This is a genomic window from Rothia sp. HMSC062F03 (assembly GCF_001836905.1).
Classification (GTDB): Bacteria; Actinomycetota; Actinomycetes; order Actinomycetales; family Micrococcaceae; genus Rothia; species Rothia mucilaginosa_A.
Genome location: NZ_KV830861.1, coordinates 269,142 through 293,240, shown reverse-complemented (window position 1 = coordinate 293,240; position 24,099 = coordinate 269,142). Strand labels below are relative to the sequence as shown.

21 protein-coding genes are annotated in these 24,099 nt (G+C 61.7%); 7 read left to right on the top strand and 14 right to left on the bottom strand.

All coding sequences use genetic code 11. The annotated features are described in order from the left end of the window. Positions 1 to 225: 225 nt before the first annotated feature. A complete protein-coding gene (locus HMPREF2674_RS01260) occupies positions 226 to 1,374 on the top strand; it encodes a glutamate--cysteine ligase (protein ID WP_049331974.1) in 1,149 nt (382 codons plus the stop codon). A 100-nt stretch (positions 1,375 to 1,474) separates the two neighbouring features. On the opposite strand, the gene tsaD is transcribed toward HMPREF2674_RS01260, so the two are convergent. The 5 genes from tsaD to alr form a co-directional block, all read right to left on the bottom strand. After that, complete coding sequence (tsaD, locus tag HMPREF2674_RS01255) at positions 1,475 to 2,575, bottom strand: tRNA (adenosine(37)-N6)-threonylcarbamoyltransferase complex transferase subunit TsaD (RefSeq protein WP_049345721.1); 1,101 nt, start codon at positions 2,573 to 2,575, stop codon at positions 1,475 to 1,477. A gap of 95 nt (positions 2,576 to 2,670) precedes the next feature. Beyond that, positions 2,671 to 3,240: a ribosomal protein S18-alanine N-acetyltransferase gene (gene rimI, locus HMPREF2674_RS01250; RefSeq protein ID WP_070824592.1), complete on the bottom strand. Its 570-nt coding sequence runs from the start codon at positions 3,238 to 3,240 to the stop codon at positions 2,671 to 2,673. After that, on the bottom strand, positions 3,241 to 4,029 hold the full coding sequence (gene tsaB / locus HMPREF2674_RS01245; RefSeq protein ID WP_070824591.1) for a tRNA (adenosine(37)-N6)-threonylcarbamoyltransferase complex dimerization subunit type 1 TsaB: 789 nt from the start codon (positions 4,027 to 4,029) through the stop codon (positions 3,241 to 3,243). 123 nt (positions 4,030 to 4,152) lie between these two features. Next, positions 4,153 to 4,770 (bottom strand): tRNA (adenosine(37)-N6)-threonylcarbamoyltransferase complex ATPase subunit type 1 TsaE, encoded by a 618-nt coding sequence (tsaE, locus tag HMPREF2674_RS01240; protein ID WP_070824590.1) that lies wholly within the window; start codon positions 4,768 to 4,770, stop codon positions 4,153 to 4,155. Positions 4,771 to 4,772: 2 nt separating this feature from the next. Beyond that, positions 4,773 to 6,107 carry an alanine racemase gene (alr, locus tag HMPREF2674_RS01235; protein WP_070824589.1) on the bottom strand — a complete coding sequence of 445 codons (1,335 nt, stop codon included), beginning with the start codon at positions 6,105 to 6,107 and terminating at the stop codon, positions 4,773 to 4,775. 154 nt (positions 6,108 to 6,261) lie between these two features. Here alr and HMPREF2674_RS01230 point away from each other — a divergent pair, with 154 nt between their 5' ends. The 3 genes from HMPREF2674_RS01230 (at position 6,262) to HMPREF2674_RS01220 (ending at position 10,520) form a co-directional block, all read left to right on the top strand. Next, a complete protein-coding gene (locus HMPREF2674_RS01230; protein ID WP_070824588.1) occupies positions 6,262 to 7,599 on the top strand; it encodes a glycosyltransferase in 1,338 nt (445 codons plus the stop codon). A gap of 65 nt (positions 7,600 to 7,664) precedes the next feature. Then, positions 7,665 to 8,447, top strand: a complete 783-nt coding sequence (locus HMPREF2674_RS01225) for a phosphatase (protein ID WP_070824587.1) — start codon at positions 7,665 to 7,667, stop codon at positions 8,445 to 8,447. A 591-nt stretch (positions 8,448 to 9,038) separates the two neighbouring features. Continuing rightward, positions 9,039 to 10,520: a sugar transferase gene (locus HMPREF2674_RS01220; RefSeq protein WP_070824586.1), complete on the top strand. Its 1,482-nt coding sequence runs from the start codon at positions 9,039 to 9,041 to the stop codon at positions 10,518 to 10,520. A gap of 211 nt (positions 10,521 to 10,731) precedes the next feature. Here the strand turns inward: HMPREF2674_RS01220 and HMPREF2674_RS01215 are convergent, their stop codons facing one another. The 3 genes from HMPREF2674_RS01215 to glmS form a co-directional block, all read right to left on the bottom strand. Further along, entirely contained in the window at positions 10,732 to 12,318 is a 1,587-nt protein-coding gene (locus HMPREF2674_RS01215) for a bifunctional ADP-dependent NAD(P)H-hydrate dehydratase/NAD(P)H-hydrate epimerase (protein WP_049345681.1), read from the bottom strand. A gap of 92 nt (positions 12,319 to 12,410) precedes the next feature. Continuing rightward, positions 12,411 to 12,851 carry a holo-ACP synthase gene (locus tag HMPREF2674_RS01210; protein WP_049331954.1) on the bottom strand — a complete coding sequence of 147 codons (441 nt, stop codon included), beginning with the start codon at positions 12,849 to 12,851 and terminating at the stop codon, positions 12,411 to 12,413. Positions 12,852 to 13,102: 251 nt separating this feature from the next. Next, positions 13,103 to 14,986: a glutamine--fructose-6-phosphate transaminase (isomerizing) gene (gene glmS / locus HMPREF2674_RS01205; RefSeq protein WP_049331952.1), complete on the bottom strand. Its 1,884-nt coding sequence runs from the start codon at positions 14,984 to 14,986 to the stop codon at positions 13,103 to 13,105. A 195-nt stretch (positions 14,987 to 15,181) separates the two neighbouring features. On the opposite strand from glmS, the gene coaA reads away from it, so the two are divergent. From coaA to mscL, 3 genes are all read left to right on the top strand, one after another. Continuing rightward, positions 15,182 to 16,138: a type I pantothenate kinase gene (gene coaA / locus HMPREF2674_RS01200; protein ID WP_049331950.1), complete on the top strand. Its 957-nt coding sequence runs from the start codon at positions 15,182 to 15,184 to the stop codon at positions 16,136 to 16,138. 50 nt (positions 16,139 to 16,188) lie between these two features. Next, positions 16,189 to 17,100, top strand: coding sequence for a M15 family metallopeptidase (locus tag HMPREF2674_RS01195; protein ID WP_049331948.1), 912 nt, complete (start codon positions 16,189 to 16,191; stop codon positions 17,098 to 17,100). 292 nt (positions 17,101 to 17,392) lie between these two features. After that, positions 17,393 to 17,773 (top strand): large conductance mechanosensitive channel protein MscL, encoded by a 381-nt coding sequence (mscL, locus tag HMPREF2674_RS01190; RefSeq protein ID WP_049331947.1) that lies wholly within the window; start codon positions 17,393 to 17,395, stop codon positions 17,771 to 17,773. A 178-nt stretch (positions 17,774 to 17,951) separates the two neighbouring features. Here the strand turns inward: mscL and glmM are convergent, their stop codons facing one another. The 6 genes from glmM to rplQ all read right to left on the bottom strand — a co-directional run bounded on the left by glmM (position 17,952) and on the right by rplQ (position 24,034). Further along, a complete protein-coding gene (glmM, locus tag HMPREF2674_RS01185) occupies positions 17,952 to 19,310 on the bottom strand; it encodes a phosphoglucosamine mutase (RefSeq protein ID WP_049331945.1) in 1,359 nt (452 codons plus the stop codon). 309 nt (positions 19,311 to 19,619) lie between these two features. Further along, positions 19,620 to 20,687, bottom strand: coding sequence for a polyphosphate kinase 2 (gene ppk2 / locus HMPREF2674_RS01180; protein WP_049331943.1), 1,068 nt, complete (start codon positions 20,685 to 20,687; stop codon positions 19,620 to 19,622). Between the two features lie 235 nt (positions 20,688 to 20,922). Beyond that, the gene (gene rpsI, locus HMPREF2674_RS01175) at positions 20,923 to 21,414 is read right to left on the bottom strand and encodes a 30S ribosomal protein S9 (RefSeq protein WP_049331941.1); all 492 of its coding nucleotides are present in this window, start codon (positions 21,412 to 21,414) and stop codon (positions 20,923 to 20,925) included. Positions 21,415 to 21,445: 31 nt separating this feature from the next. Further along, on the bottom strand, positions 21,446 to 21,889 hold the full coding sequence (gene rplM / locus HMPREF2674_RS01170; RefSeq protein WP_070824585.1) for a 50S ribosomal protein L13: 444 nt from the start codon (positions 21,887 to 21,889) through the stop codon (positions 21,446 to 21,448). A gap of 366 nt (positions 21,890 to 22,255) precedes the next feature. Continuing rightward, positions 22,256 to 23,224: a tRNA pseudouridine(38-40) synthase TruA gene (gene truA / locus HMPREF2674_RS01165; protein ID WP_070824584.1), complete on the bottom strand. Its 969-nt coding sequence runs from the start codon at positions 23,222 to 23,224 to the stop codon at positions 22,256 to 22,258. A 141-nt stretch (positions 23,225 to 23,365) separates the two neighbouring features. After that, entirely contained in the window at positions 23,366 to 24,034 is a 669-nt protein-coding gene (gene rplQ, locus HMPREF2674_RS01160) for a 50S ribosomal protein L17, sunset domain variant (protein WP_049331938.1), read from the bottom strand. Positions 24,035 to 24,099 lie beyond the last annotated feature (65 nt).

Below are 24,099 nucleotides of genomic sequence, written 5' to 3'. Positions count from 1 at the left end.
TTCCGGATTCTGCGCTCGACAGGGCGTTGAGCACCGCCAGACCGTACACTAGATACGGTGCCTAATAAAGATACGGGGCCTGATAAAGACATGCTGCCCAGTAGAGGTACTCCCCCGCGGAGTAGGCTCTCACCAGCTAGTCCCCTGCCGGGCAGATCTCACCGATAGCAAACTTCCGTAGTCGGCACTGTGCACGACACTATTTCCAGACGCAGGAAAGGTCCTATGATCGACTTTGCTTCCTCCCCTCAGTCTACCCTCGGCGTGGAATGGGAGATTGCACTCATCGACCGTGAAAGCGGCGAACTGACCCAGCGCGCCGCAGAGGTGCTCGGCATCCTGCGCGAGCGCCGCCCCGAACTGCTGGAGCCCGCCTCCGACCGGGCACACGTGACCGGGGAATTCCTGGAGAACACCATCGAGGTCATTACCGGCGTCTGCACGACCGTGGCGCAGGCCTGCCGCCAGCTGCAGGAGTTGACCGACACCATTCGCGAGATTACCGACGGGCTGGGTATCGAGTTCTACCCGGCGGGCACGCACCCGTTCTCCCGCTGGTCCGAGCAGCCCGTCGTGGCCAAAGAACGCTATCGGCGCGTCGTGGAGCGCGCCCAGTATTGGGGCCGCCACATGGTCATCTACGGCGTGCACGTGCACGTGGGTGTGGATTCTCGCGATAAGGTTCTGCCGCTCGTTGACGCGCTCACCAACTACGGGCCGCACCTGCTGGCGCTCTCCTGCTCCTCCCCATACTGGGAGGGCATCGACACCGGTTACGCCTCGCACCGCACCCAGCTCTACCAGCAGCTGCCGACCAACGGCCTGCCCTTCCACTTCGACACCTGGGAGCAGTACAGCGAGTACCTGGATTCACTCGTGGCGACCGACGTGATTAACGACCCGAGTGAGGACCGTTGGGATGTTCGCCCGGTTCCGCGCTACGGCACCATCGAGATGCGCTATTGCGACGGCCTGGCCTCCCTGCCGGATGTTGCCGCGGTTGTGGCGTTCACCCAGTGCCTGGTGGAGTACTTCTCCCGCCGCATTGAGGCCGGCGACAAGCCCGAGGTGCTGGCCCCCTGGCACGCGCAGGAGAATAAGTGGCGCGTGGCCCGCTACGGCCTGGAGGCAAAGATCGTGGTTTCCAACGCGCCGGAGCAGCGCACCTTGCGCGAGGACTTTGAACTGCTGCTGCCCGAGCTGGAGCCGGTGGCCCGCGACCTGGACTGCGAGGTGGAGCTGGCACAGGTGCGCCGCATCCTTGCGGAAGGTACGGGAGCCGACCGCCAGCGTGCAGTGTTCGAGCGCACCGGCTCGATGCGTGAGGTGGCGCTAGACGTTGCCGCGCAGTCTCGTGCGCGAGCGCTGCGCTAACCCCTCGCGGGAAGAAAACTTAGATACGTAAAATGCCTCGGCGCAGTCATCATGAGACTGTGCCGAGGCATTTCTACGAGCTTTTTTAGAAGCAGGCAGTTTAGAAGCAGACGGTGGTCACCGGCAGCGAGGAGTCCGTCGTGAAGTCCACGCCCGAGGGCTCGCGGCCCGCGGCGACCAGGCGGGCGCCCAGGGCGGCAACCATCGCGCCGTTGTCGGTGCACAGGGTGAACTTCGGAATGATTAGGCGCACACCCTCGGAGGCGCATCGGGCGGCCAGCAGCTCGCGCAGACGCGAGTTTGCCGCCACGCCACCGCCGAGTAGCAGGGTCTTCATGCCCTGCTCGCGGCAGGCGAGCATCGCCTTCTTGGTGATGACGTCCACGACCGCCTCCTGGAAGGAGGCGGCGATATCAGCAACCGGGACCTCTTCACCGGCGGCTTCGAAGCTCTCAATCACGCGCGCCACTGCGGTCTTCAGGCCTGAGAAGGAGAAGTCGTAGCGATGCTCTCCGGGGTTCTCGGCGGTGCCCATGAATTTGCGGTTCGACAGGCCGCGCGGGAACACGAAGGCGTTGCGGTTGCCCTCTGCGGCGGCGCGGTCGATGGCGGGGCCGCCCGGGTAGTTGAGGCCGAGCAGGCGGGCGACCTTGTCGTAGGCCTCGCCGGCGGCGTCATCCAGGGTCGCGCCGAGCAGGCGCACATCGGAGGTAATGTCGCGCACCTGCAGGATTTCGGTGTGACCACCAGAAACCAGAAGCGCGCCCAGGCCGCCCGAGCCGGCGTTGGCCAGCAGGTCGGAGCCGTCCTCGGTGCCGTTGTCCTCGAGCAGGCCAACGCCAACGTGCGCGACCAGGTGGTTAATGCCGTAGAGGGGCTTGCCGGTGGCGATGGCGAGCGCCTTTGCCGCGGAAACACCCACCATGAGGGCACCGGCCAGACCGGGACCCGCGGTCACGGCGATGGCGTCCACTTCGTCGAGGGTAATGTCCGCTTCGGCGAGTGCCGCCTTGAGGGCGGGAATCATCGCATCCAGGTGGGCGCGAGAGGCGATCTCAGGAATCACGCCGCCGAAGCGCACGTGCTCCTCCATCGAGGAGGAGATGGTGTTGCTCAGCAGCTGCGCGCCGCGCACAATGCCGATTCCGGTCTCGTCGCAGGAGGATTCAATGCCCAACACGAGGGGTTCGCGAGTGCTCATAGTTCGTCTTTCTGTCGCGCGGCCTCACGTCGGCCGCGCGTAGTAATGCTGTGGTGAAGAAAATGGCTGAGGAATGAGGGGGAATACCGTGCTATCTAGAACGCACATTCCATGATAATGGCGTCGGTCCCGTCATCGTAGTAGCGGCGGCGCACGTGAATCTGGCGGTAGCCGTTACGTTCGTAGAGGCGCTGGGCGCGCGGGTTGTCGGCACGCACCTCCAGCAGGATGCGCTCGGCCCCCAGCTCGCTGGCTCTCGCGTGCATCTGCTCGAGCATGGCCCGGCCGAAGCCGTGCCCCTCGTACTCGGGAAGCACACCGATGGTCTGCACGTCAGCGGTATCGGCGACCACCATGGTGCCGCAATAGCCGATAGCGAGCCAGGTATCTTCCCCATCGGTGAAGTACCGTTCGGTAACGGCCTCCGGGCCATCACCCACCGCGTTCTTCGCGGGGATCTCCAGCAGGTAGTACGTGCGGGTCGGGTGGGTGATTTCCGCCAGGAACATGTCGATGTGCCAGGCGTCGGCGGGGAATAGGGTGGTCTCCATGGCATGCATGGCCTGCACATCGGGCAGCTCAGCCACGCGCAGGCGAGCACCTATGGCCAGACCGTCCCGCACGATGTTTTCAGAGTTCTCAGTGGAGTTCTCGGCTGCGCTCATTTAGCCCTCCTTCTGCCCGACAGTTTGTGCGGTAGCCCGTGCGGCCTGCTTCTGCTGGCGGGCCAGCATCGCGGCGGGGATCTTCGCATCGGAGTCACGCAGGTACAGAGCTGAGGTGTCGGGGCTCAGGGCGTCAAGGCCCCGTCGTGCCGCGGCAGCCAGCAGGTACTCGGCGTGGGGGTGGATTCCCTCCCCCGCTTCCACAAGATCCCAGCCCAATTCGCGCAGGGTTTCGGCGTACAGGCCGGCACCGTAGCCGTAGGCGTAGGAGGGGCCCTCACCGGGCAGAATTTCGGAGGCGGGGCTCACGGTCGGCCCGTCCACCAGGCTGTAGCCCTCGGCGTTGACGCGGTAGCGTGCGGAGTAGACCTCGCGGCGGCGCGCATCGGAGGCGACCAGCAGCTCAGCGCCTTCCGCCTCGCCGGCTCCCCCGCCCTGAGCGAATACCCGTTCTTGATAGGCACGCTCGGCCAGAGCGGTCAGACTCATCATGCCGTACACGGGCACGGACCAAGCAAATCCCAGGGCGCGTGCGGTGACAATACCGGCGCGCAGGCCGGTGAAGGGGCCGGGCCCGGTACCGGTCAGAATCGCGTCCAGCTCCTCACCGCGCACGCCGGCCTCCTGCAGGGCGGCGCGGGCGAAGGGGGCCATGACTTCGGCGTGGGAGCGGGTATCTTCGCTCTCGAAGCGGGCCAGGATATCAAAGGACGCACCGGCTTCGGAGCCGTGCACGCGGGCGAGCGCCACGGATGCGGTGGCGGATGAATCAAGGGCAAGTACTAGCACCCTCCCATTCTAACGCGCACCCGCCGAGGCCCCCGGCGGGTGCGCCGGGAGCGATACGCGGTACCCGAGGGGCTCCGGGAGGCTTATCCCTCAGCGGGCCGCCCGCCATATCTGTGCGGGGGGCTACGCCTCGCGGAGTCGGTCGGCGAGCTCCTCGAAGGTACCCTCCCAGCGGGGGCCGAAGGCGCGCACGCGCAGCAGGCGAGGCTCGGGCACATCCGCCTCGAGGTCCTCACCATCCGAGCCGTCCTCGGCTACGCTCTCAGCTTCGTCGTCCCAGCTGAATTCCTCCGAGTAGGCAAAGCGCGCATCGGCACCGGTCAGGCGGGTAAAGTCCAGCTCTAGGCGGGAATCGCTCAGGTGCTCGGCCTTGCCGCGACCCCACTCGATGACGGTCACCGAGCGCGGCAGGGAGAACTCCAGGTCCAGGTCGTCGAGCTCCTCGGCGCTGGAGAGGCGGTAGGCGTCCACGTGCACCAGGTCGGGGCCGCCGGGCCGGGGGCCCTCCGGCAGGTTCGGGTGCACGCGGGAGAGCACGAAGGTCGGGGAGATAACGCCCTCGCGCACGCCCAGCCCCTCCCCCAGGGAGCGGGTGAACGTGGTCTTGCCCGCGCCAAGCTCACCGGAGAGTAGGAGCACGTCCCCGGCCTTGAGGTATTCCGCCAGGGCGAGCGCCAGGCGGCGCGTGTGCTCGGGCCCGGTCACGTCCAGGTCGAGGGCGGCGGAGACATACTCAGACATCTTTACCCCTCGCGCTCTTCGTTTGCGGTCTCGGCGGTCTCGGTGCCCCAGAGCCCGTCGAGTTCGGCCTCCACCCAGGAGCCGCCCACGTACACGCGGGGCACGCGGTACGAAATGCGGGTCACGATTTCGTAGTTAATGGTCTGCGCGGCCTCGGCCCATTCTTCGACGGGAGGGTTCTCGCCGGCTCCGAAGAGAACCACCGGGGCTCCCAGGTAGCCCAGAGCGGGGTCGCTCAGGCCCGCCTCGCCCAGGTCGACAACCATCTGGTCCATGGCGATGCGACCCACCACTCGGTAGTTCTTACCCTCCGGTCCCGCGGGGATACGCCCGGCCGCTTCGTCCTGTGCGCCGGGGTAGATGCGCACCGGCGCGTTCTCCGCGATGCGGGGCACGCCGTCGGCGTAGCCGAGGGGCACCAGAGCCAGGGTCGTGGGCTTCTCGGTGTGGTAGCGCAGCCCGTAGGAAACGCCCTGACCTGCGGGAACTTCCTTCACGTTGGCGATGTAGCTGCTCACCGTCATGGCCGGTTCAAGCCCCAGGTCCGCGGAGGTCGCCTCGGGAAGCGGAGAGAGGCCGTAGAGGGCCAGGCCGCAACGCACGCCGTCGACGAGCAGGCTCTCGTCGGCCTGCCAGCCGTCCAGGGCGGCGGTCAGGGTTGCGGGAGAGTTGGCCAGGTGCACGAGCTCGGGAGTCAAACCCGCATCCTTCGCCCGTGCGACGAAGCCCTCCAGAACCTTCAGCTGCTCCGCGGTTTCGGAGCGGAGGGGTTCGTCGGCCACGGCCAGGTGGCTGAAGATTCCCTCCACGCGGACCAGGCCCTCGCGTTCCAGCTGGGCGGCGCGGGCCACGAGGGCCGGCCACTCTTCGACCGTGGCGCCGTTGCGGCCCAGGCCGGTATCGGCCGCCAGATGCACGATGGCGCGCTCGCCGGTGCGTTCGGCGGCGGCGGCAACCGCCTCCAGGTCCCAGCCGGAGACGCCCAGGCGAACGCCCTCGCGCAGGGCCGCGTCAAAGTCGGTGGAGGGGGTGTGCAGCCAGGCGATGAGGGGGGCTTCGATACCGTCGGCACGCAGCTCCAGGGCCTCGTTGACGTGCACGAGACCGAGCATGTCGGCGCCGGCGGCCAGAGCGGAACGAGCCACCGGGTAGGCACCGTGGCCGTAGGCGTCCGCCTTGACGATGGCGATGAGCACGCGGGGGCCAATCAGCTCCTTGAGGCGGCACACGTTGTGCTCGATGGCGTCGAGGTCAATGTACGCGGTGCGTTCCTCACGCTCGGGGGTGCAGGGCGGGCAGTACAGCGGTGCGGCCTGTTGCTCGGAGGGGTGGGTCATGTCCGTCGAGGTCTTTCTCGTGGTGAGTTCTTTCGTGGGCCGCCGTGGGGCGGCCGGTCTGTACTAAATTCTAGACCTCCCGACGTGCGAAAGTCCTGTCGCGATACACTAGGCGGGTAGGTCTTTGCGCTGTGCTATAGAGAGGAAAGCGTCGATGAGTAGCCCCGAGGCAGTCCGAACGGTTCACGTGTACTCTATGCACACCGACCCCTTTGCACAGCCCGGTAGTGGGGATGCGGGCGGCATGAACGTCTACATCGCGCAGTCCGTGCGGGCCATGCTCACCATCAATCCTCAGCTGAAGGTCGAGGTTTTTACGCTGAACCGCACCCCGCAGGCTCCCGAACGGGCGCACGTCGAGGACCCCGAGTGGGGTTCGCGCCTGGTACGTCACTACATTGACGTTCCCGCGGCGCGCGAAGCGACAAAGAACGATCTTGCCGAATACCTGGAGGACTTCGCCCAATCCTGCGTCACCCACGCCATGAATGTTCCCGATGTGATTCACGCGCACTATTGGCTCTCCGGCTGGGCTGCGGTGCAGGCAGAGGGCGCGTGGAGCCGCAGGCTCTTTCCCGGGCGGGTTCCCAACGGAGCCGACGACTCCGGTAGCTCCGATGGTTCCGGCGAGCATCGCCTCTCGACCAGGGCCGTCGCAATTTTCTTCACCCCGCACACCACCGCGGCCGCCAAGGATGCGCGGCGCGGCCCGGGCGAGCCCGCCGAACCGCGTATTCGCCACAGCATCGAGAACCGGTTACCGGCCTTCGTGGACGGGTACATTGTGAACACCCCGCTGGAGGCCGAGGAACTGGCGCAAAGCCACCCCAGCCTCTCCGGGCGAATCAGCATTATCACCCCGGGAGTTGATACCGATATCTTCCGCCCGCTCCCCGGCGTTCACCCCGATCACGACACCTCCGAGACCCGGTGCCGCATCGTGTTTGCCGGCCGACCCCAGCCGTTGAAGGGGCCGCACCTGCTCGTGGAGTCGCTCGCCCTGCTCCCCCGGGACCTCCAGGTGGAGCTCGATATTATTGGCCGTTCCGAGTCGGACTACGAGCAGCGTCTGCTGGAGCGCGCCGCCGAGCTCGGCCTCGCCGATCAGGTTCGACTGAAGGATCCGGTACCGCCGGAGGAGCTCGCCCGCATCTTCCGCAGTGCCGACATCGTGGCCTGCCCTTCCTCGTCTGAGACCTTTGGCCTGGTCGCTCTGGAGGCGCAGGCCTGCGGTGCGGCGGTCCTCGCCTCCGACGTTGACGGCCTGCGTTTTGCCGTGGAAAACCACCGTACGGGTCTGCTTGTGGCGCCCCGCACCGCCGAACGCTGGGCGGTGGCTATCGAACGCCTCGTGCGCGCCCCGTACCTGCGCCACTCCCTAGGAGCGAACGCGGCGGCCCGCGCCCGTTCGATGAGCTGGGAATCCACGGCCCGCAAGACTCTGGACGTCTACGAGACCGCTGTGCCGGTGCCTCGGCCCGCTGAAACATAGCCGCTTCGCGAAGCTTACATCACCCTCGACTTTTCTACTTCCACCAATTCCCCAAAGGAGCTTTCATGTCCTTTTCCATGAGCCGCGATGAATTCGCCGCTTACCTGGACTCCGCCCGCATTACCGGCGAGGTGGCAACCCCCCGCGAAAACAACCTGGACCATATTCAGGGTTTCCTTGACGGCAACGAGCACCTCGAGTTTGGCGTGCAGTGGACCCGCGATTGGGACTACGACTCTGTGTTTGAGGTGATGGTTCGCCGCGCCGGTCTGAACCCCGACCGCTCCCACACACACGGCCAGGACACGATCGGTGCGGAGCAGTGCATCAGCGCCTTGGAGGAGTACGCCCGTATCTTCGGTGATGCGGTGCGCTCCGGCTCCCGTATCCTGTTTGCGACCGGTCACCCGGCGGGCCTCTTCCCAATTTATGCGGTGCTGGCCGCGGCGGCCCGTGCCGCGGGTGCCGAGGTCCTTCAGATTGAAGAGGACGAGCGTTTCCTGGACGGCGATGTCCGCCAGATTATGGACGTCGTGATGTTCGAGCAGTACGGCAATCTGCAGCACACGCACTTCCCCGGTCCGATGCGCATCGCCCTGGACCAGTTGCAGGCCCGCGGCGTGGTCCCCGATCTGGTGGTTTCCGATCACGGCATGGCCGGCTACGCCTCGTCGACTCGCAAGCTGCTGACGATTGGTATCGCCGATTGTAACGATCCGGGCCTGTTCGTGGCCGCGGAGCAGGGGGATTTGCCGGTGTGCGTGCCGATGGACGATAACGTCCCGCCGCGCCGTTACGAGCCGATGATTGATTTCATCCTGGACCGCGCGGGCCTCGAGCGCCCCTAGTAGGTTCTCGCCGTTTTCGTCATGGTTTACCCCGCTGATCGGGCTGCCGTGTGTAACTCGATACCCCGGATTCGCAGGTTCCCGCCTCGCAAGGTCCGGGGTATCGTTTGTTGTCGCTGTTCCTCGTACTCGACCTACCGCGGACGGGCTTTTACGCTGTTCTGAGACCCCCCGGAAAGATACACGCGGGTGCCAAATATAGCGCCCATCATTTAGTTATCTCCTAGTCGAGAAAGCTTATACATCTTTCACCCTCTGTGATTGATTTCATCACTATAGGCGACAGATATCGCTATCGTTCTTCGGGACGGAAGACCCATAAACCCGTAGAATAGTTTACGGAACACGTTATTGTGCTTCTTGCTCGATATAACGCTCCATTAGGCGCCTCACCAGCGCCTTTACCGTAATCCCTGCCATTGTTTACTCAGCACGGTTACTGTTCACTCATTCAACAGACAAAGATAAGAATACGGCTCCTTGCACCGATATTTAGGGGTAAATGTGCCTATTCGCCGCTCTCTGTCCGCAGCACAGGACAAATTTCCGGGGAAGATTACACCGTTGAAAGTACAAGATCGTCTCAAAAAAATGTGGGGTGCAGACTTCGTTGTTAAACGAAGCTGGCACCCGAAGGTTCAGCGTGCCCTCTACCTGGGTGATTTTGCATCCATCACCCTGGGGGTTCTCGCTGCCCACCTTATTCGCTTCGGCGTAGAAAACGCAGACCTGCCCTACGTGAATGTCTGGCCCATTAACGTTCTGGACGGCCGAGTGCCCGCTCTGGATTACATTTTCCTGGGCGTCGGCATGATTATCGGCTGGTGGATTATCCTCCAGCTCAATGGCTCTCGTAGCCTGCGCATCATGGGCTTCGGCACCGAGGAGTACCGCCTCATCACTCGCGGTACTACCTACTTCTTCTGCGGGCTTATTATTCTGGCGTTCTTCCTCAAGGTTGACGTCACCCGCATGTACTTGCTGATTGCTTACCCGCTGGGCCTTCTCCTCCTGCTCATCGAGCGTTGGATGATTCGTCAGGGCCTGGTGCGTTCCCGTATCCGCGGTCGCGCGCTCACTCGCGTCATGATTATTTCCGATGTGACAACCGGTCAGCACCTGTATAAGAACCTGGAGGGCGTGGTTGCTTCCGGCCTCTCCCCCGCAGCGTTCTATCTGCCCGGTTTCACCCCCGGCACCACCGTGGCCGGCGCTCCGATTCCGGTGCTCGGTTACAGCACCTCCCCGGCCGATATTATGGATGCCATCCGCGAGAACGACATTCATATGGTCGCCATTACGAACGGTCATCACCTGAGCCCGGATCAGGTGCGTCTGCTGGGTTGGAAGCTCGCGGACGCCCACATCTCACTGATTATGGCTCCCGCTACGACCGATATCGCCGGCCCCCGTATGCACATGCAGCCGCTGAACGGCCTGCCGCTGGTGCACGTGTCGACCCCGCGCATCACCGGCTTGTCGGCCTTCTTCAAGCGCGCCGTGGACGTCATTGCTTCGAGCCTGGGTTTGATTCTGCTCTCTCCGCTATTCCTGGTGGTGGCTCTGCTGGTGAAGCGTGATGGTGGCCCGGTCTTCTTCCTGCAGAGTCGTGTGGGTCTGAACGGTGAGCTGTTCAAGATGGTGAAGTTCCGTTCCATGCGCACCGATGCGGAAGAGGTCAAGAAGCGCCTCATGGAGCAGAACGAGGGTAACGGCGTGCTCTTCAAGATGAAGGATGACCCGCGTATTACCCCTATTGGTAAGTTCATCCGCAAGTACTCGATTGACGAGCTGCCCCAGCTGTGGAACGTGTTCATCGGCGATATGTCGCTGGTGGGCCCCCGCCCGCCGCTGGTGGAAGAGGTCGAGCAGTACGAGGATATCGCGTACCGTCGCCTGCTGGTGAAGCCCGGTATTACGGGCCTGTGGCAGGTGTCGGGTCGTAGCGACCTCTCTTGGGAAGAGTCGGTTCGCCTGGACCTCTACTACGTTGAGAACTGGTCGCTGACAGGCGACTTCATCATTCTCCTACGCACCGTTCGTGCGGTCTTTGCGAAGGAGGGCGCGTACTAAGATACGCCGTGGGTTTTCCCACCGGTGTGTATGCCGCTCTAGAGAGGTTGTCCCGGCACAGGCATCTCGAGCATCGCACGCCGATACGTAAATGCGTCGAAGGGGCGCGAACCCGTTGGGTTCACGCCCCTTCTGCGTTTATCTGCCGTATTCATGCTGCGATTGAAAGCTTCAATCGTTTAGGCAGTGGGCCGCGCGGGAGATTCTTTCCCTAATCCGCGAGGAGTCGTGCGATTACCTCCGGCAACATCTGAGCCACTCGAGTGGCGGGTGCGGGCCCATCCAGGGGGTCTGCGGTATTTCCGGTGACGCTGGCTCGGGCGGCCTGACCGTGCAGGTAGACGGCGAGGGCGCCCACTGCGGAGTAGGTGCACACCTCGATGGGCTCGTCGCCGGCGTTGAGCACTGCAATGGTTTGGGCCAGCAGAGCGCCGTAGATACCGGTTAGGGTATCTCCGCTACCGGCGGTGGCCAGCCAGGGGGTTCCGCCGGCCACGCTGTAGGTGGCGCCGTTGGGGGCCGCGATAATCGTGTATCCGCCCTTGAGCATGACGGTTGCGCCGGAGAGCTCGGAGGCGGCACGCGCCCAGCGGAAGGGTTCAGCGTCGATATCGCGGCGGCTGGGCACGATGGCATCCCCCAGATGAGCTTCCCAATCGCTGGGAGCGACCTCGTGCACGATGCGCAGGAAGCGTTCAAGCTCGCCGGCGTGCGGGGTCAGAATCTTGTGGGGTCCGAGGCGCTTACCGGTGGCCAGGTATTCAGCGGCCAGGTCGCAGGCACCGGCATCCAGGATGGCCGGCTCCGGCGCGTGCAGTAGGTAGCGGTTCTTATCCAGCGAGTCGTGGCCGGATCCGGAGCCACCGGCCCATACGGTCACCCGCTGCACTGCGGGGGTTCCGGAGAAGTAGACGGCCTCGGGGTTGTGGGCAATCATGAGCTGGCGTAGCTCGTGGGAGTTCGTGCCAAAACGTACCATGCCCACGCCGCAATTGAGCGCGGCGCGCACGCTCATCAGGGCCGCCCCCGGGTACTCGAGGCTTCCGGTGAGCATACCGAGCACCCCGCGGGTGTACTTATGAGAGTGGGCGTTGGGGACCTCGAGGGTATCGCGGAAGTCTTGTCGTTCCATGACGCGCATGGCGGGCTTGAAGCGGTTGAGGGCTTCCGGCACACCCAGGGTGTAGAGCTTAACGTCGCCGGCGTGCTCGCTGTGAACGGTTCCGAGCGGTAGCTTACGGCCGATGAAGGTGACGGTGCGGTCGGCGCGCAGAACGGGTTCGTGAACGGTCCCTCGGTTGTTGTCGATACCAGAGGGGGTGTCAACGGCAAGCACTCGGCCGAGGCGGCCCTTCTTCTGGGTTGCGCACAGGGTACGCAGGAACTCCCCCGCTTCTCCTCGCACGGCCCCGCTCGAGCCAGTTCCGAGGATGCCGTCAATGATGAGGTCGTATTCCTTCACCTGTTCCAGGGCTTTGGCGGGGTCGAGCACCCGCGTGCCTTCGCCGCCCTCACGGGCGATAAGCTCTAGGTTCTTTTCGCTGGGTTCGAAGACCACGGCGTCCACACGGTGCCCGTTAGCGCTCAGTCGAGCGCCGGCATAAACGGTGTCAGATCCGTTGTTGCCCGGGCCAACGAGCAGGAGTACGGAGGCTCCCTGTCGGCCATCGAGCAGGCCAATGGCTTCGGTAGCGACCGCGTCGGCGGCACGCTGCATGAGGTAGCCGTCGTAGTTGGGTGCCTCGATGTAGGGCTTTTCCGCTTCGCGAATCTGGGATGCGGTGTAGATAAGCTTCATTGCTGTCTCCTTAGTGGCGACGGATGGACCGGGGTGTCGCGGGGCGCGGCGGGTGGGACCTGCGGCTAAACGATGGCGCGAAGAATCCTCTTCTACCCCTCGTCAGCGGAGGTTTCGGTGATGACGCTGAGCCGGTAGCTTTCGGGGTTGAACTTCCGCAGGTGCTCCAGCTCGGCGTCGCTCAGATACTCTGCGGTAGCGATGGCAATAGCCATGGGCTCATCGTGGGTGAGTGAAAGGTGGATGCGGTTAATCCCGAGCTTTCGAGCGCGGTCGGCGATAGTACCGCGAATGATGAGGTAGGGCTGCCCGCTTTCGGCGGTGGCGACCTCGCAGTCCTGCCAGTTGAGCCCGGCGGGCGCTCCGAGAACCTTGGCGACGGCTTCCTTGGCGGCGAATCGCACAGCTTGGGAACGCACGTTACGGCTTCGCTCGTTGGGGGTGAAAATGCGGCGTACGAAGGCCGGTGTTTCGGTGATGATCCGTTCGAAACGCTCAATATTGACGGTATCTACGCCGATTCCCATGATCATGAGGTACACCTTCCCTTGGCGGGTACTACGGCCGCGGTCGTTGCGGCTTCTCTTGTTTTAAGTCTAGCGAGCTTCCACGCTTCTGTACGGCTAAGCGTCAAATATGACGCGTTTCAAATCTCCTGATGTTCCTGTTCGGTTGCTCTGTGCGTTGTCTTGTACTCGTCTTTCGGATAAACGCAAAGGGCGGTGGTTGAGTTCCCTAGGGAACTCAACCACCGCCCAAGCGTTACAGCGTTCGAACCGTGTGATTACTCCACGGTCACTGACTTTGCGAGGTTACGCGGCTGGTCAACGTCCAGACCCTTGGCTTCAGCCAGTGCGCAGGCGAAAATCTGCAGGGGCACGGTGGCCAGCAACGGCTGCAGCAGCGAGGGACAAGCCGGGACGGTGATGAGGCGGTCTGCGTAGGGCTTGACTGCCTCGTCGCCTTCCTCAGCAATGACGATGGTGAAGGCGCCACGAGCGCGCACCTCCTGGATGTTGGAGACGACCTTGCCGTGCAGGGAGTCGCGTCCGCTTGCGGAGGGAACCACAATAATCACGGGCTGGCCCTCGTCAATCAGAGCGATCGGGCCGTGCTTGAGCTCGCCAGCGGCGAAGCCTTCAGCGTGGATGTAGGTGATCTCCTTGAGCTTGAGTGCGCCCTCCATAGCAACGGGGAAGCCCACGTGGCGGCCGAGGAAGATGACGGAGGAGGCATCCTTCATCTCGACGCCCAGTTCCTTAACCGGTGCGTCGTTGTCGATGACCTTCTGAATCTTCTCGGGCATCTGCTGCAGCTCAGAGAGGATCGAAGCAATCTCGTCCTTGTACTTGTTGCCGCGCAGCTGTGCCAGGTACAGGCCGAGCAGGTATGCTGCGGTAATCTGTGCCAGGAACGCCTTGGTCGAGGCCACTGCGATTTCGGGGCCGGCGTGGGTGTACAGCGCGGCGTCGGATTCGCGGGGCAGGGTCGAACCGTGGGTGTTGCAGATGGAGATAACCTTTGCGCCCTGTTCGCGTGCGTGGCGCACGGCCATCAGGGTGTCCATGGTTTCGCCAGACTGCGAGAGGGCCACAATCAGGGTCTTCTCGTTCACGATCGGGTCGCGGTAGCGGAACTCGTGGGCGAGCTCAACCTCGGTGGGGATACGGCACCAGTGTTCGATGGCGTAGCGTGCCACCTGGCCCGCGTATGCGGCGGTACCGCAAGCAACCACGATGATCTTGTCAATCGAGCGCAGCACCGAGTCGTCGATGTTCAGCTCGTCGAGGGTCAGATTACCATTCTCGTCGAGGCGGCCCATGAGGGTCTGCTCAACGGCGGTCGGCTGCTCGTGGATTTCCTTCTCCATGAAGGAGTTGTAGCCGCCCTTTTCGGCTGCGGCTGCGTCCCACTCGATGTGGAAGGGCTTACCCTCTGCGGGATTGCCCTCGAAGTCGATAATCGAGTAGTCGGTTGCGGTGATGGTCACGATCTGGTCCTGACCCATCTCCACGGCTTCCTTGGTGTAGTCGATGAACGCGGAGACGTCCGAACCGAGGAAGTTCTCGTTGCGGCCCAGACCAATCACCAGCGGAGAGTTGCGGCGGGTTGCCACAACACGGTCCGGGTGGTCGGCGTGGATAGCCAGGATGGTGAAGGCACCCTCGAGGCGGTTGGAGGCGATACGCACGGCCTCGGTGAGGTCACCGGTACCGAGCTTGTTGTAGATGCTTGCGATAGTTGCGGCGGCTACCTCGGTGTCAGTCTGAGAAGTGAACTCCACGCCCTCGGCGAGCAGCTCAGCACGCAGTTCTGCAAAGTTTTCGATAATACCGTTGTGGACGACGGCGAGGCGGCCGTTGTCAACAACGTGGGGGTGAGCGTTGACGTCGGTGGGTCCACCGTGGGTTGCCCAACGGGTGTGACCGATACCAATCTGGGATTCCGGCAGGGGGTGTTCCTTAACCTCGTTCTCGAGGTTCAGGAGCTTGCCTGCCTTCTTACGGAATTCGATACCGTCGGGGCACACCAGTGCCACGCCGGCAGAGTCGTAGCCGCGGTATTCCTGGCGGCGCAGACCTTCGAGGACCACATCGTATGCGTTGTGGTCAAACTTGTTACCGTCCGGAGCAGTGTCCAGACCTACATATCCTACGATTCCACACATGCTATAAGTTTATCTCATGGTCCAGGTTATCCGCGCAGGGTGAAAATCTGTTATTCGTCACGCTGGGAGCCATTTTTCTAACGCATCTTTTATTCTCTTTTGCTGCGTCCTCCCTTATTTCTTTACGCTTCTCTTTTGCCGGGTTTTATCCGATTGTATTTTCCCCGTGGACGTAAAGTTCGTACACTTGTATAAATGAGCTCCGCACCGTATTTTTCCGGCGATGACCGCTTTATGCGTCTCGACCGCTCTCGCTGGTCGCACCTGGCCGATGAGATTTCCGTTCCCCTCAGCGCAGAGGAGATTGAGTCCCTGCGCGGCCTGGGCGAAACAGTTGACCTCGAGGAGGTTCGGCGTATCTATCTACCTATTTCACGTCTTCTGAACCTCTACGTCACCGCGGCGTCTTCCCTAAACCACATGACGAACGATTTTCTGCATCTGTCCCAGCGCAGGGTACCGTTTATTATCGGCGTGGCGGGCTCGGTCGCCGTGGGAAAATCAACCACGGCACGCATCCTACAAGCGCTTTTGAGCCGCTGGCCCTCCACTCCAAACGTTCAGCTGGTGACGACGGACGGATTTCTATACCCCAAGGCGGAGTTGCAGCGACGCGGCATCATGCACCGCAAGGGATTCCCGGAGTCCTACGATCGTCGAGCCCTGCTGGAGTTCGTTTCTAGGGTCAAGGCGGGTGCTGAGCGTGTCACGGCACCGAAGTATTCGCATCTGTACTACGACATCATCCCCGACGAGCGCATTGAGGTAACCGCCCCGGATGTCCTTATCCTCGAGGGTCTGAATGTCCTGGCTCCTTCGCACGCGGAGGGCCCGGAAACCTCCGATCTGACCCTCAGCGATTTCTTTGATTTTTCCATTTACGTGGATGCGCGCACCGAGGATATTGAGCGTTGGTACGTCGACCGTTTTCTGGCCTTGCGTTCTTCCGCTTTTACGAATCCCGAGTCTTATTTCAAGCGATATGCCGAGCTTAATGACGAGCAGGCCGTTGAGGTAGCAACGGGTATTTGGAAAAGCGTGAACGAGCCAAACCTCGTACAAAATATATTGCCCACCCGCGCTCGCGCCCACCTTATTCTTCAGAAAGGTCCGGAGCATACGGTGGATCAGGTTCTTTTGCGCAAGAATTAGTCCACCCCGCCTAACACAATACGTACGAATAGTTATCTTCAGGAGCTACCGTGGGACCGCACCCGCATCATCACCACTCTTCGCCTTTTCACAACAGCATCATGACCCGCCGCGCCGCTCTGAGCGTGGCGTTGGGGTCTGCCGGTGCGGCCCTGCTGGCCGCCTGTGGCACCCGGGGCTCCGAGGGCTCTTCTGCGTCTTCTACGGGTTCTTCCCCTGCCTCGTCGCCGAGCGTTTCTCCCCTTGCCTCTTCTGCACCTGCTGAAGGCTCCGCTACCCCAACCGAGAGCGCCACGCTGTCGGATTCTCCGAGCGCAACGCCGAGCGGTTCTCCGTCAGAATCGCAGACTGCCTCTGCCTCTCTGGCGGCTGCTCGTCCGAGCGTGGAGTCATCGCCCGAGTCTTTGCGTTGCATGGTGAATAAGATGCGCCCCTTCGCCCAGATAGATTGGGAGCCGAACGACCTCGTGGATTTCGAGGGTCAACAATTGCGGGCAGAGGCCGCGCGGGCCGCGCGCACCATGATGGATGCGGCCAAGGCCGAGGGCGTCACCCTCACGGTCTCGAGCGCGTACCGCTCCTACGCGGTGCAGCAACAGACCTATCAGCACTGGGTTTCGGTCAACGGCCAGCGGTTGGCGGATCAGCTTTCGGCCCGTCCCGGTTATTCGGAGCACCAGACGGGCCTTGCCATCGATTTTTCTTCCCCCGAGGGTTGCCGTCTGGAGGAGTGTTACCGCGATACGCTGGCTGGTCAGTGGTTGGTGAAGAATGCTCCGCGTTACGGATATATTTTGCGTTTCCCTGATGGTCGTCAGTCGGTGACCGGTTATCGTTTTGAGCCGTGGCATTACCGTTATGTGGGTGTGCAGATTGCTCAGGAGTATGTGTCTTCGGGTGCGAAGACTTTTGAGGAGTTTATCGGTACGGGTGCGGCACCCAATTATGCAAGTGCGAGCTAGGGTCTGGGCTAATCTTTCGGCTTTGGTCGGTGCGCCAAGTGGTGATGCGTGTCGTATTTCTGGCTTCCGTGTCAGAAATAAATAGGCACAGTAGATGCATATTTTTTCGCGTACACGCCGCGTAAATCCGCGATTTTTCGCAGGTTTCAGAGATTTTTACTCACCTTTATGTGACCTAGACCTTAAGTATTGGGTACCACAGAACCACTGTGAAGAAAAACACATGCTTTACAACGAAAATTTTCTCAGAATATGGCATTTTCTGAGGCGAAAAGGCGCTATTCTATATCTCATGCTTAAGGGTTTTAAAGATTTTGTAATCCGCGGTAACGTCATCGATCTCGCAGTTGGTCTGATTATGGGTACCGCCTTCACCGCTGTGGTGACCTCGCTTGTCCAGGCCGTCCTGATGCCGGCTATCTCCATGCTGGTTGGCTCCCCCAACTTCGACAACTTCCTGGTCTTCGGCCAGATCAAGGTTGGCGTGTTCCTGACCGCTATTGTCAACTTCATCCTGATTGCAGTTGCTGTGTACTTCGCAGTTGTTGTGCCCACTCAGAAGCTGACTGAACTCGCGCTGGCTAAGAAGAAGGCTGAAGACGAGGCTATTGAAAAGGAAGAGACCGAGCTTGACCTCCTGAAGGAGATCCGCGACGCTCTGGCAAAGAAGTAATTTCTCTGCTCTCTACCACTAATTTTTTAGACCCCCGTATCCCCTGTGGATACGGGGGTTTTCCGTATCCTCGTCCCCCCTCCCCCGCCCAAGATAACGAAGAAGGGCTGGGAAGGTGTTACCTTCCCAGCCCTTTCTCTATCCTCCATTCCGGTCTTCGCGCCGGAAGAGAATACGTTTAGAGTGCCAGTTCCTTAGCCACGACGTCAGCCAGCTGCTGAGCAACCTCATCGGCCTGTTCCTGGGTTGCAGCTTCAACCATCACGCGAACCAGAGGCTCGGTGCCGGATGCACGCAGCAGCACGCGGCCGCTCTCACCCAGTACGCCTTCAGCCTCGCTCACGGCGGTGGCGAGTGCCTCGTTGGTCTTGACCGCCGCACGGTCAACACCCTTGACGTTGATCAGGCGCTGCGGGGTGGGCTGCATGCGGGCTGCCAGCTCGGAAAGAGTCTGGCCGCTACGAGCCACCTCTGCGGCCAGCTGAATACCGGTCAGCACGCCGTCACCGGTGGTGGCGTAGTCGCTCATGATGACGTGGCCGGACTGCTCGCCGCCCAGGTTGTAGCCGTGCTCGCGCATCGACTCGAGGACGTAGCGGTCACCCACGGCGGTGCGCTCAAGGTTAATGCCGTGCTCGCGCAGGTACAGTTCCAGGCCCAGGCTACTCATCACGGTTGCAACCAGGGTGTCCTTGGCGAGCTTGCCTTCGCGCTTGGCGGCAACGGCAAGAATTGCCATAATCTGGTCGCCATCCACCAGGTTGCCCTTCTCGTCCACTGCCTGGCAGCGGTCGGAGTCGCCGTCGTGCGCAATACCGAGGTTCGCGCTGTGCTCAACCACGGCTGCCTGCAGCTTCTCGGGGTGGGTGGAGCCCACGCCGTCGTTGATGTTGGTACCGTCGGGATTAACAGCCAGGGCAATGACCTCGGCGCCCAGTGCTTCAAAAGCAGCCGGAGATGCCGCGTAGGCCGCACCGTTTGCGCAGTCCAGAACAATCTTCTGACCGGCCAGGGGCTTGTCCTCAGAGAGGGTAGAGACCAAGTGCTTCACGTAGGCCTCGGTACCGTTTTCCAGGGGCTTGACGGTGCCCACAGCGCCACCGGTCGGGTAGCGGAAGGCCTTCTCGCGGTAGACGCGCTCGATAGCGTCCTCAACGGAATCCTCCAGCTTCTGACCGCCACGGGCCAGGAACTTAATGCCGTTGTCCGCTGCGGGATTGTGCGATGCAGAAATCATCACGCCGAAGTCGGCACCGGTGTGCGCCACCAGGTAGGCTGCTGCGGGGGTGGGGACGATACCGGCATCCAGCACGTCAACGCCTGCGCTAGCGAAACCAGCCTTCATCGCAGAGACGATAAAGTCTGCAGAGGATCGGGAGTCATTTGCAATCACGGCACGGGGACGTACGCCCTCTTCTACCGTGTCAAAACCCAGCACAATAGAGGCCGCCTGAGCGAGCTCCATAGCGAGGGCGGGGGTAATTACATCGTTTGCCAGACCGCGTACGCCGTCGGTTCCAAAAAGTCGTTCAGTCACCCTTTTATTTTACGGTGCGCGTAAGTTTCTCCGCGCCCATACACCGCATTTTTTCGAGATGAGATAGTGATTTTCAGTGCGTTCGTAGTTGCTTCTCAGCCCCAAACTAGAGCGGAAGTTCCTTTCGTCATCTCGATAGATGCTTAAGAACTACTTCCTCTCCCCGCACAACAGAATGTCCGTTCACGACCCATGAGAGAACGGGAACGGACATTCTATGTGCAGTATGGTACGGATTGCGGCTAAAGGCTTTCCCGAAGGTTCGCACCGATGAGGGCAACACCTCAGCCTTTTAGACCGATGTGCCGGTTACTTGACGACGGGGAAGCCGTCGGGCGAGTCGCCAGACTCATCCTCGAAGACATCCGATGCGGAGCGAACGATCAGCGAGTCGAGCTCGCCCACGACTGCCTCGTCCTTGGAGGGGTAATCGAACTGGGAGAGCACGTAACGCATTGCTTCCAGACGTGCGCGCTTCTTGTCGTTCGACTTGATAACGGTCCAGGGGGCGTCACCGGTGTGGGTGTAGAAGAACATTGCTTCCTTTGCCGCGGTGTAGTCGTCCCACTTGTCCAGGGATGCCAGGTCGGTGGGGGAAAGCTTCCACTGGCGTACCGGGTCGGTACGGCGAGAGGTGAAGCGTGCCAGCTGCTCTTCACGGGTGACGGAGAACCAGAACTTGATGATGTGGATGCCAGAGTTCACCAGCATACGCTCCAGGTCGGGAACTTCGCGCATAAATTCGAAGTACTGTGCCTGGGTGCAGTAACCCATCACGCGCTCAACACCGGCACGGTTGTACCAGGAGCGGTCCATCAGGACGATTTCGCCGCCGGAGGGCAGGTGCTTGATGTAACGCTGGAAGTACCACTGGGTCTGCTCGATGTCGGTCGGCTTCTCCAGCGCCACAACGCGAGCGCCACGGGGGTTCAGGTGCTCGGTGAAGCGCTTGATGGAGCCGCCCTTACCTGCTGCGTCGCGGCCTTCGAAGATAATCAGAATCTTTTGACCGGTGGACTTCGCCCAGAGCTGCAGCTTCAGCAGCTCAATCTGCAGGGCGCGCTTTTCCTTCTCGTATGCCTTACGGCTGAGCTTGGTGTCGTAGGGGTAGCCCTTCTTCCATGCCTGCGAGGTTTCGTCGTCCTTCTTGTCCTTGCCGAGGGCGCGGGTAAGGGAAGCCATTTCGTCCAGCTCTGCCGAGTAGTCCTCGACAACGGAGGTGCGGCGTGCCTGGGGCTTCAGGGCTTCCTTGATGGCTTGTTTCTTCTCAGAACCGGTGTGTGCGTGTGCGCCTTCAGCGGCATGGTGGTGGGATTCAGTCTGAGGAGCCTCCACTGCCTTCTCTTCGGGCTGGGTGGAGGGATTCTGCTCTGCCATGAGTACTCTTTTCTTCCTGTCTGCTTTGACTCTTTAACTCTACCGGTGTGCTCTTCGATGAACAAACGTAACAGTTAGGGGCACCCTATACCCTAGAGAGGAAATCGTCCGAGAGCTCTCGGTGGAGCAGACGAGACCCCAGTTCCTCCCCCAGTTCTCAGAGTTCAATCCGGGTACGCAAAACGCCCCGCTCTCTAGGGAGAGACGGGGCGTAACGCTTCGTGAAAACCAGCGATTAACGCTTGGAGAACTGCGAAGCCTTGCGTGCCTTCTTAAGACCAGCCTTCTTACGCTCAATGACGCGTGCGTCACGGGTCAGGTAGCCAGCCTTCTTCAGTGCGGGGCGGTTGTTCTCGCGGTCGATCTCGTTCAGTGCACGAGCGATACCCAGGCGCAGAGCACCTGCCTGGCCGGAGGGGCCACCACCGTTGATGCGTGCGATGACGTCGTATGCGCCCTCAAGCTCGAGGAGCTTGAAGGGCTGGTTGACGTCCTGCTGGTGCAGCTTGTTGGGGAAGTAGTCGTCCAGGCTACGGCCGTTGATGGTCCAGTTGCCGGAACCGGGCACAACGCGAACGCGTGCCACTGCTTCCTTGCGGCGACCAACTGCTGCGCCTGCAACAGTCAGGGCCGGGCGTGCTGCCTTAGCCGCTGCGGGAGCAGCGGACTCCGAGGTGTAGCTGGTCAGCTCTTCCTCGACTACGATCAGCTCTTCGTTCTGAGCCACGATTTCTCCTATTGTTTCTCGTAGGCCCGAATTACTGGGCGACCTGGTTGAATTCGTAGGTCTTGGGCTGCTGTGCCGCGTGCGGGTGCTCGGGGCCAGCGTAGACCTTCAGCTTCTTGAGCTGCTGTGCAGCAAGCTTGTTCTTGGGCAGCATGCCCTTGACAGCCTTCTCAACCGCGCGAACGGGGTTGGTCTCAAGCAGCTCTGCGTAGTTCACGGACTTCAGACCGCCGGGGTAACCCGAGTGGCGGTATGCACGCTTCTGCTCGAGCTTTGCACCGGTCAGGGTGACCTTCTCAGCGTTCACGATGATAACGAAGTCACCGGTGTCAACGTGGGGAGCAAAAGTCGGCTTGTGCTTACCGCGCAGCAGGATAGCGGTCTGGCTTGCGAGGCGGCCGAGAACAACGTCGGTGGCGTCAATGACGTGCCACTGGCGCTCGACTTCGCCGGGCTTAGGAGTATAAGTGCGCAAAATATTGGCCTTTGTCTCGAAATGTACATACGGCGCTTAGTTGGGTATCGCGCCTTTTACTTACGTGCATGACGAACACCCGGGTGAGGACCGAGCTGCCGCCCGTTCTGCCCGTACTCTAGACCGCCTTAACGTCCTGCAACTAGACAGCGGTTAGAGCGCGCTCGGGTAGAACACGCACAACATATCAAGACTATACAGGACGGGACGGCCTTAATCCACCGCCTTCACCTTAAAAATCGGGGTTTTTGGCTTAAAACACGTTTTAAATTCCATCCGTGTAATTCGAATGGAGGTGCTTAGGGCCCGGCGGCCAGGTGAAGGTCCCTCTCCCTCTCTTTCCCTCCCCTGCGTTGAACGTCATTGCTAGGTCAGCTCACTTTCCTCACGACGAGAGCGAGCCCTCTCAGCCTGCGTTCCGTAAAGCTCGGGATGCGGGTAGTAAATCTCCGCCAGAGCCAAGGCATGCGGAGGTGCCAGAGTCAGCGACGCCTCGCGCCCGGGATTCTCAATCCGCTCACGCAGCCAAGCCGCATCGCGCCTACCCGTACCGTACAGTACCAGGGCGCCGACGAGGGAACGCACCATGTGGTGGCAAAAAGCGTCGGCAACTACCCGCACCTCGATGATCCCGCTATCGTTGCGGCTAAAGCTCAGCTCCCGTAGCTCACGAATCGTGGTCGCGCCCTCGCGCGGTTTGCAGAAAGAAAGGAAATCTCGCAGGCCCAGTAGCTGGGTTGCGGCCTCGTTGAGCTGCCTACAATCCAGCGGCTCGGTAACAGCCCAGGTGTAGGTGCGGTGCAGGGGGTTCACGCCGTTAGCGCTCCCGTCAGCAATGCGGTACACGTAGCGGCGGCCCGTGGCTGAAAAACGTGCGTCAAATTCGAAAGGCACCTCGCTTACCGAGTGCACCTGAATCGCCCCCTGCAGAATACCGGCCAGGTTTTTCGGAAGGCCGAGGTGTTCCTCCGCGTCGTAGAGGCAACGCCGCAGAGCACCCTGCAGGCGGCGTGCCAGCGCGGGGGCCGGGTCGTCATCCCCGGTACGTCCCTTCAGACGATCCCAATCAGCCTCGGTCAAGTCGCAGTGTACGGTCTGCGCCTCAGCATGCACTCCGGCGTCAGTACGACCTGCAACCACCACACGATGCGGGCTACGCAGAATAAGCTCCAGCGCGCTCTCGAGCACACCCTGTACAGTAACCAGGTGTGGCTGAGCCGCCCAGCCGCTGAAGAGCGAACCGTCGTAGGCACAATCAATGCGCACGCGATGTGCAGCCACCAGGGGCCTTTCGACGGAACTATTTTTGGGTACGCCCTCTGATACGTTGAGCATAAATGCCTTTCGACGGTCGGTACGTTCGTGGAAGTAGCTCCATGATGCTTCGGTCAGATGTAGATACGCCGATCCGCCGCCCGCAGAAGCGGACGGCGGATCGGCAATATTTAGGCTAGGCCTACGTCAGAGGAATCCGAATTACTCGGACACCTTCTGAGCTGCTGCGCCACCGGCGGGGGCGTAACCTGCAGCCTCTGCAGACTCAGCGGAGTCGAACCAGATCTCAGCCTTGGTGCTGGAGTACCAGCGGGAACCGGGCACGTGGTACTTCATGGAGTCGGCGTTACCCTTAACCTCGAAGCCCTCGGGAGCCTCGCCGGACTCCAGGGGTGCGTGGGAACCGGCGGGCTGGCCCTCAGCAGCCTCAGCCTTGGGGGCCTCAGCCTTGGGAGCCTCTGCTGCCTTCTCAGCAACCTTGGTTGCCTCGGCAACGGCGCCCTTGGATGCTACGGGCTCCATCACGAGCTCGATGACAGCCATGGGAGCGTTGTCACCCTTGCGGTTACCGATCTTGATGATGCGGGTGTAACCACCGGGGCGCTCTGCCATTGCGGGAGCAATGACGGTGAAGAGCTCGTGCACGACGGACTTGTCGGCAATCGAACGCAGCACGCGACGGCGAGCAGCCAGGTCGCCCTTCTTACCGAAGGTGATGAAGCGCTCAGCCACCGGACGCAGGCGCTTTGCCTTGGTCAGGGTGGTGGTGATGCGCTTGTGCTGGAACAGCTGCGCCGACAGGTTGTTGAGCATGTGGCGCTCGTGGGTCGGGGAACCGCCGAGGCGGGGACCCTTAGTGGGAGTAGGCATAGTTAAATCTCCATAGTTGCGTTCCCTAACGCCCCAGCAGCGGAGCCTCTTAGGGAATCAAGTTT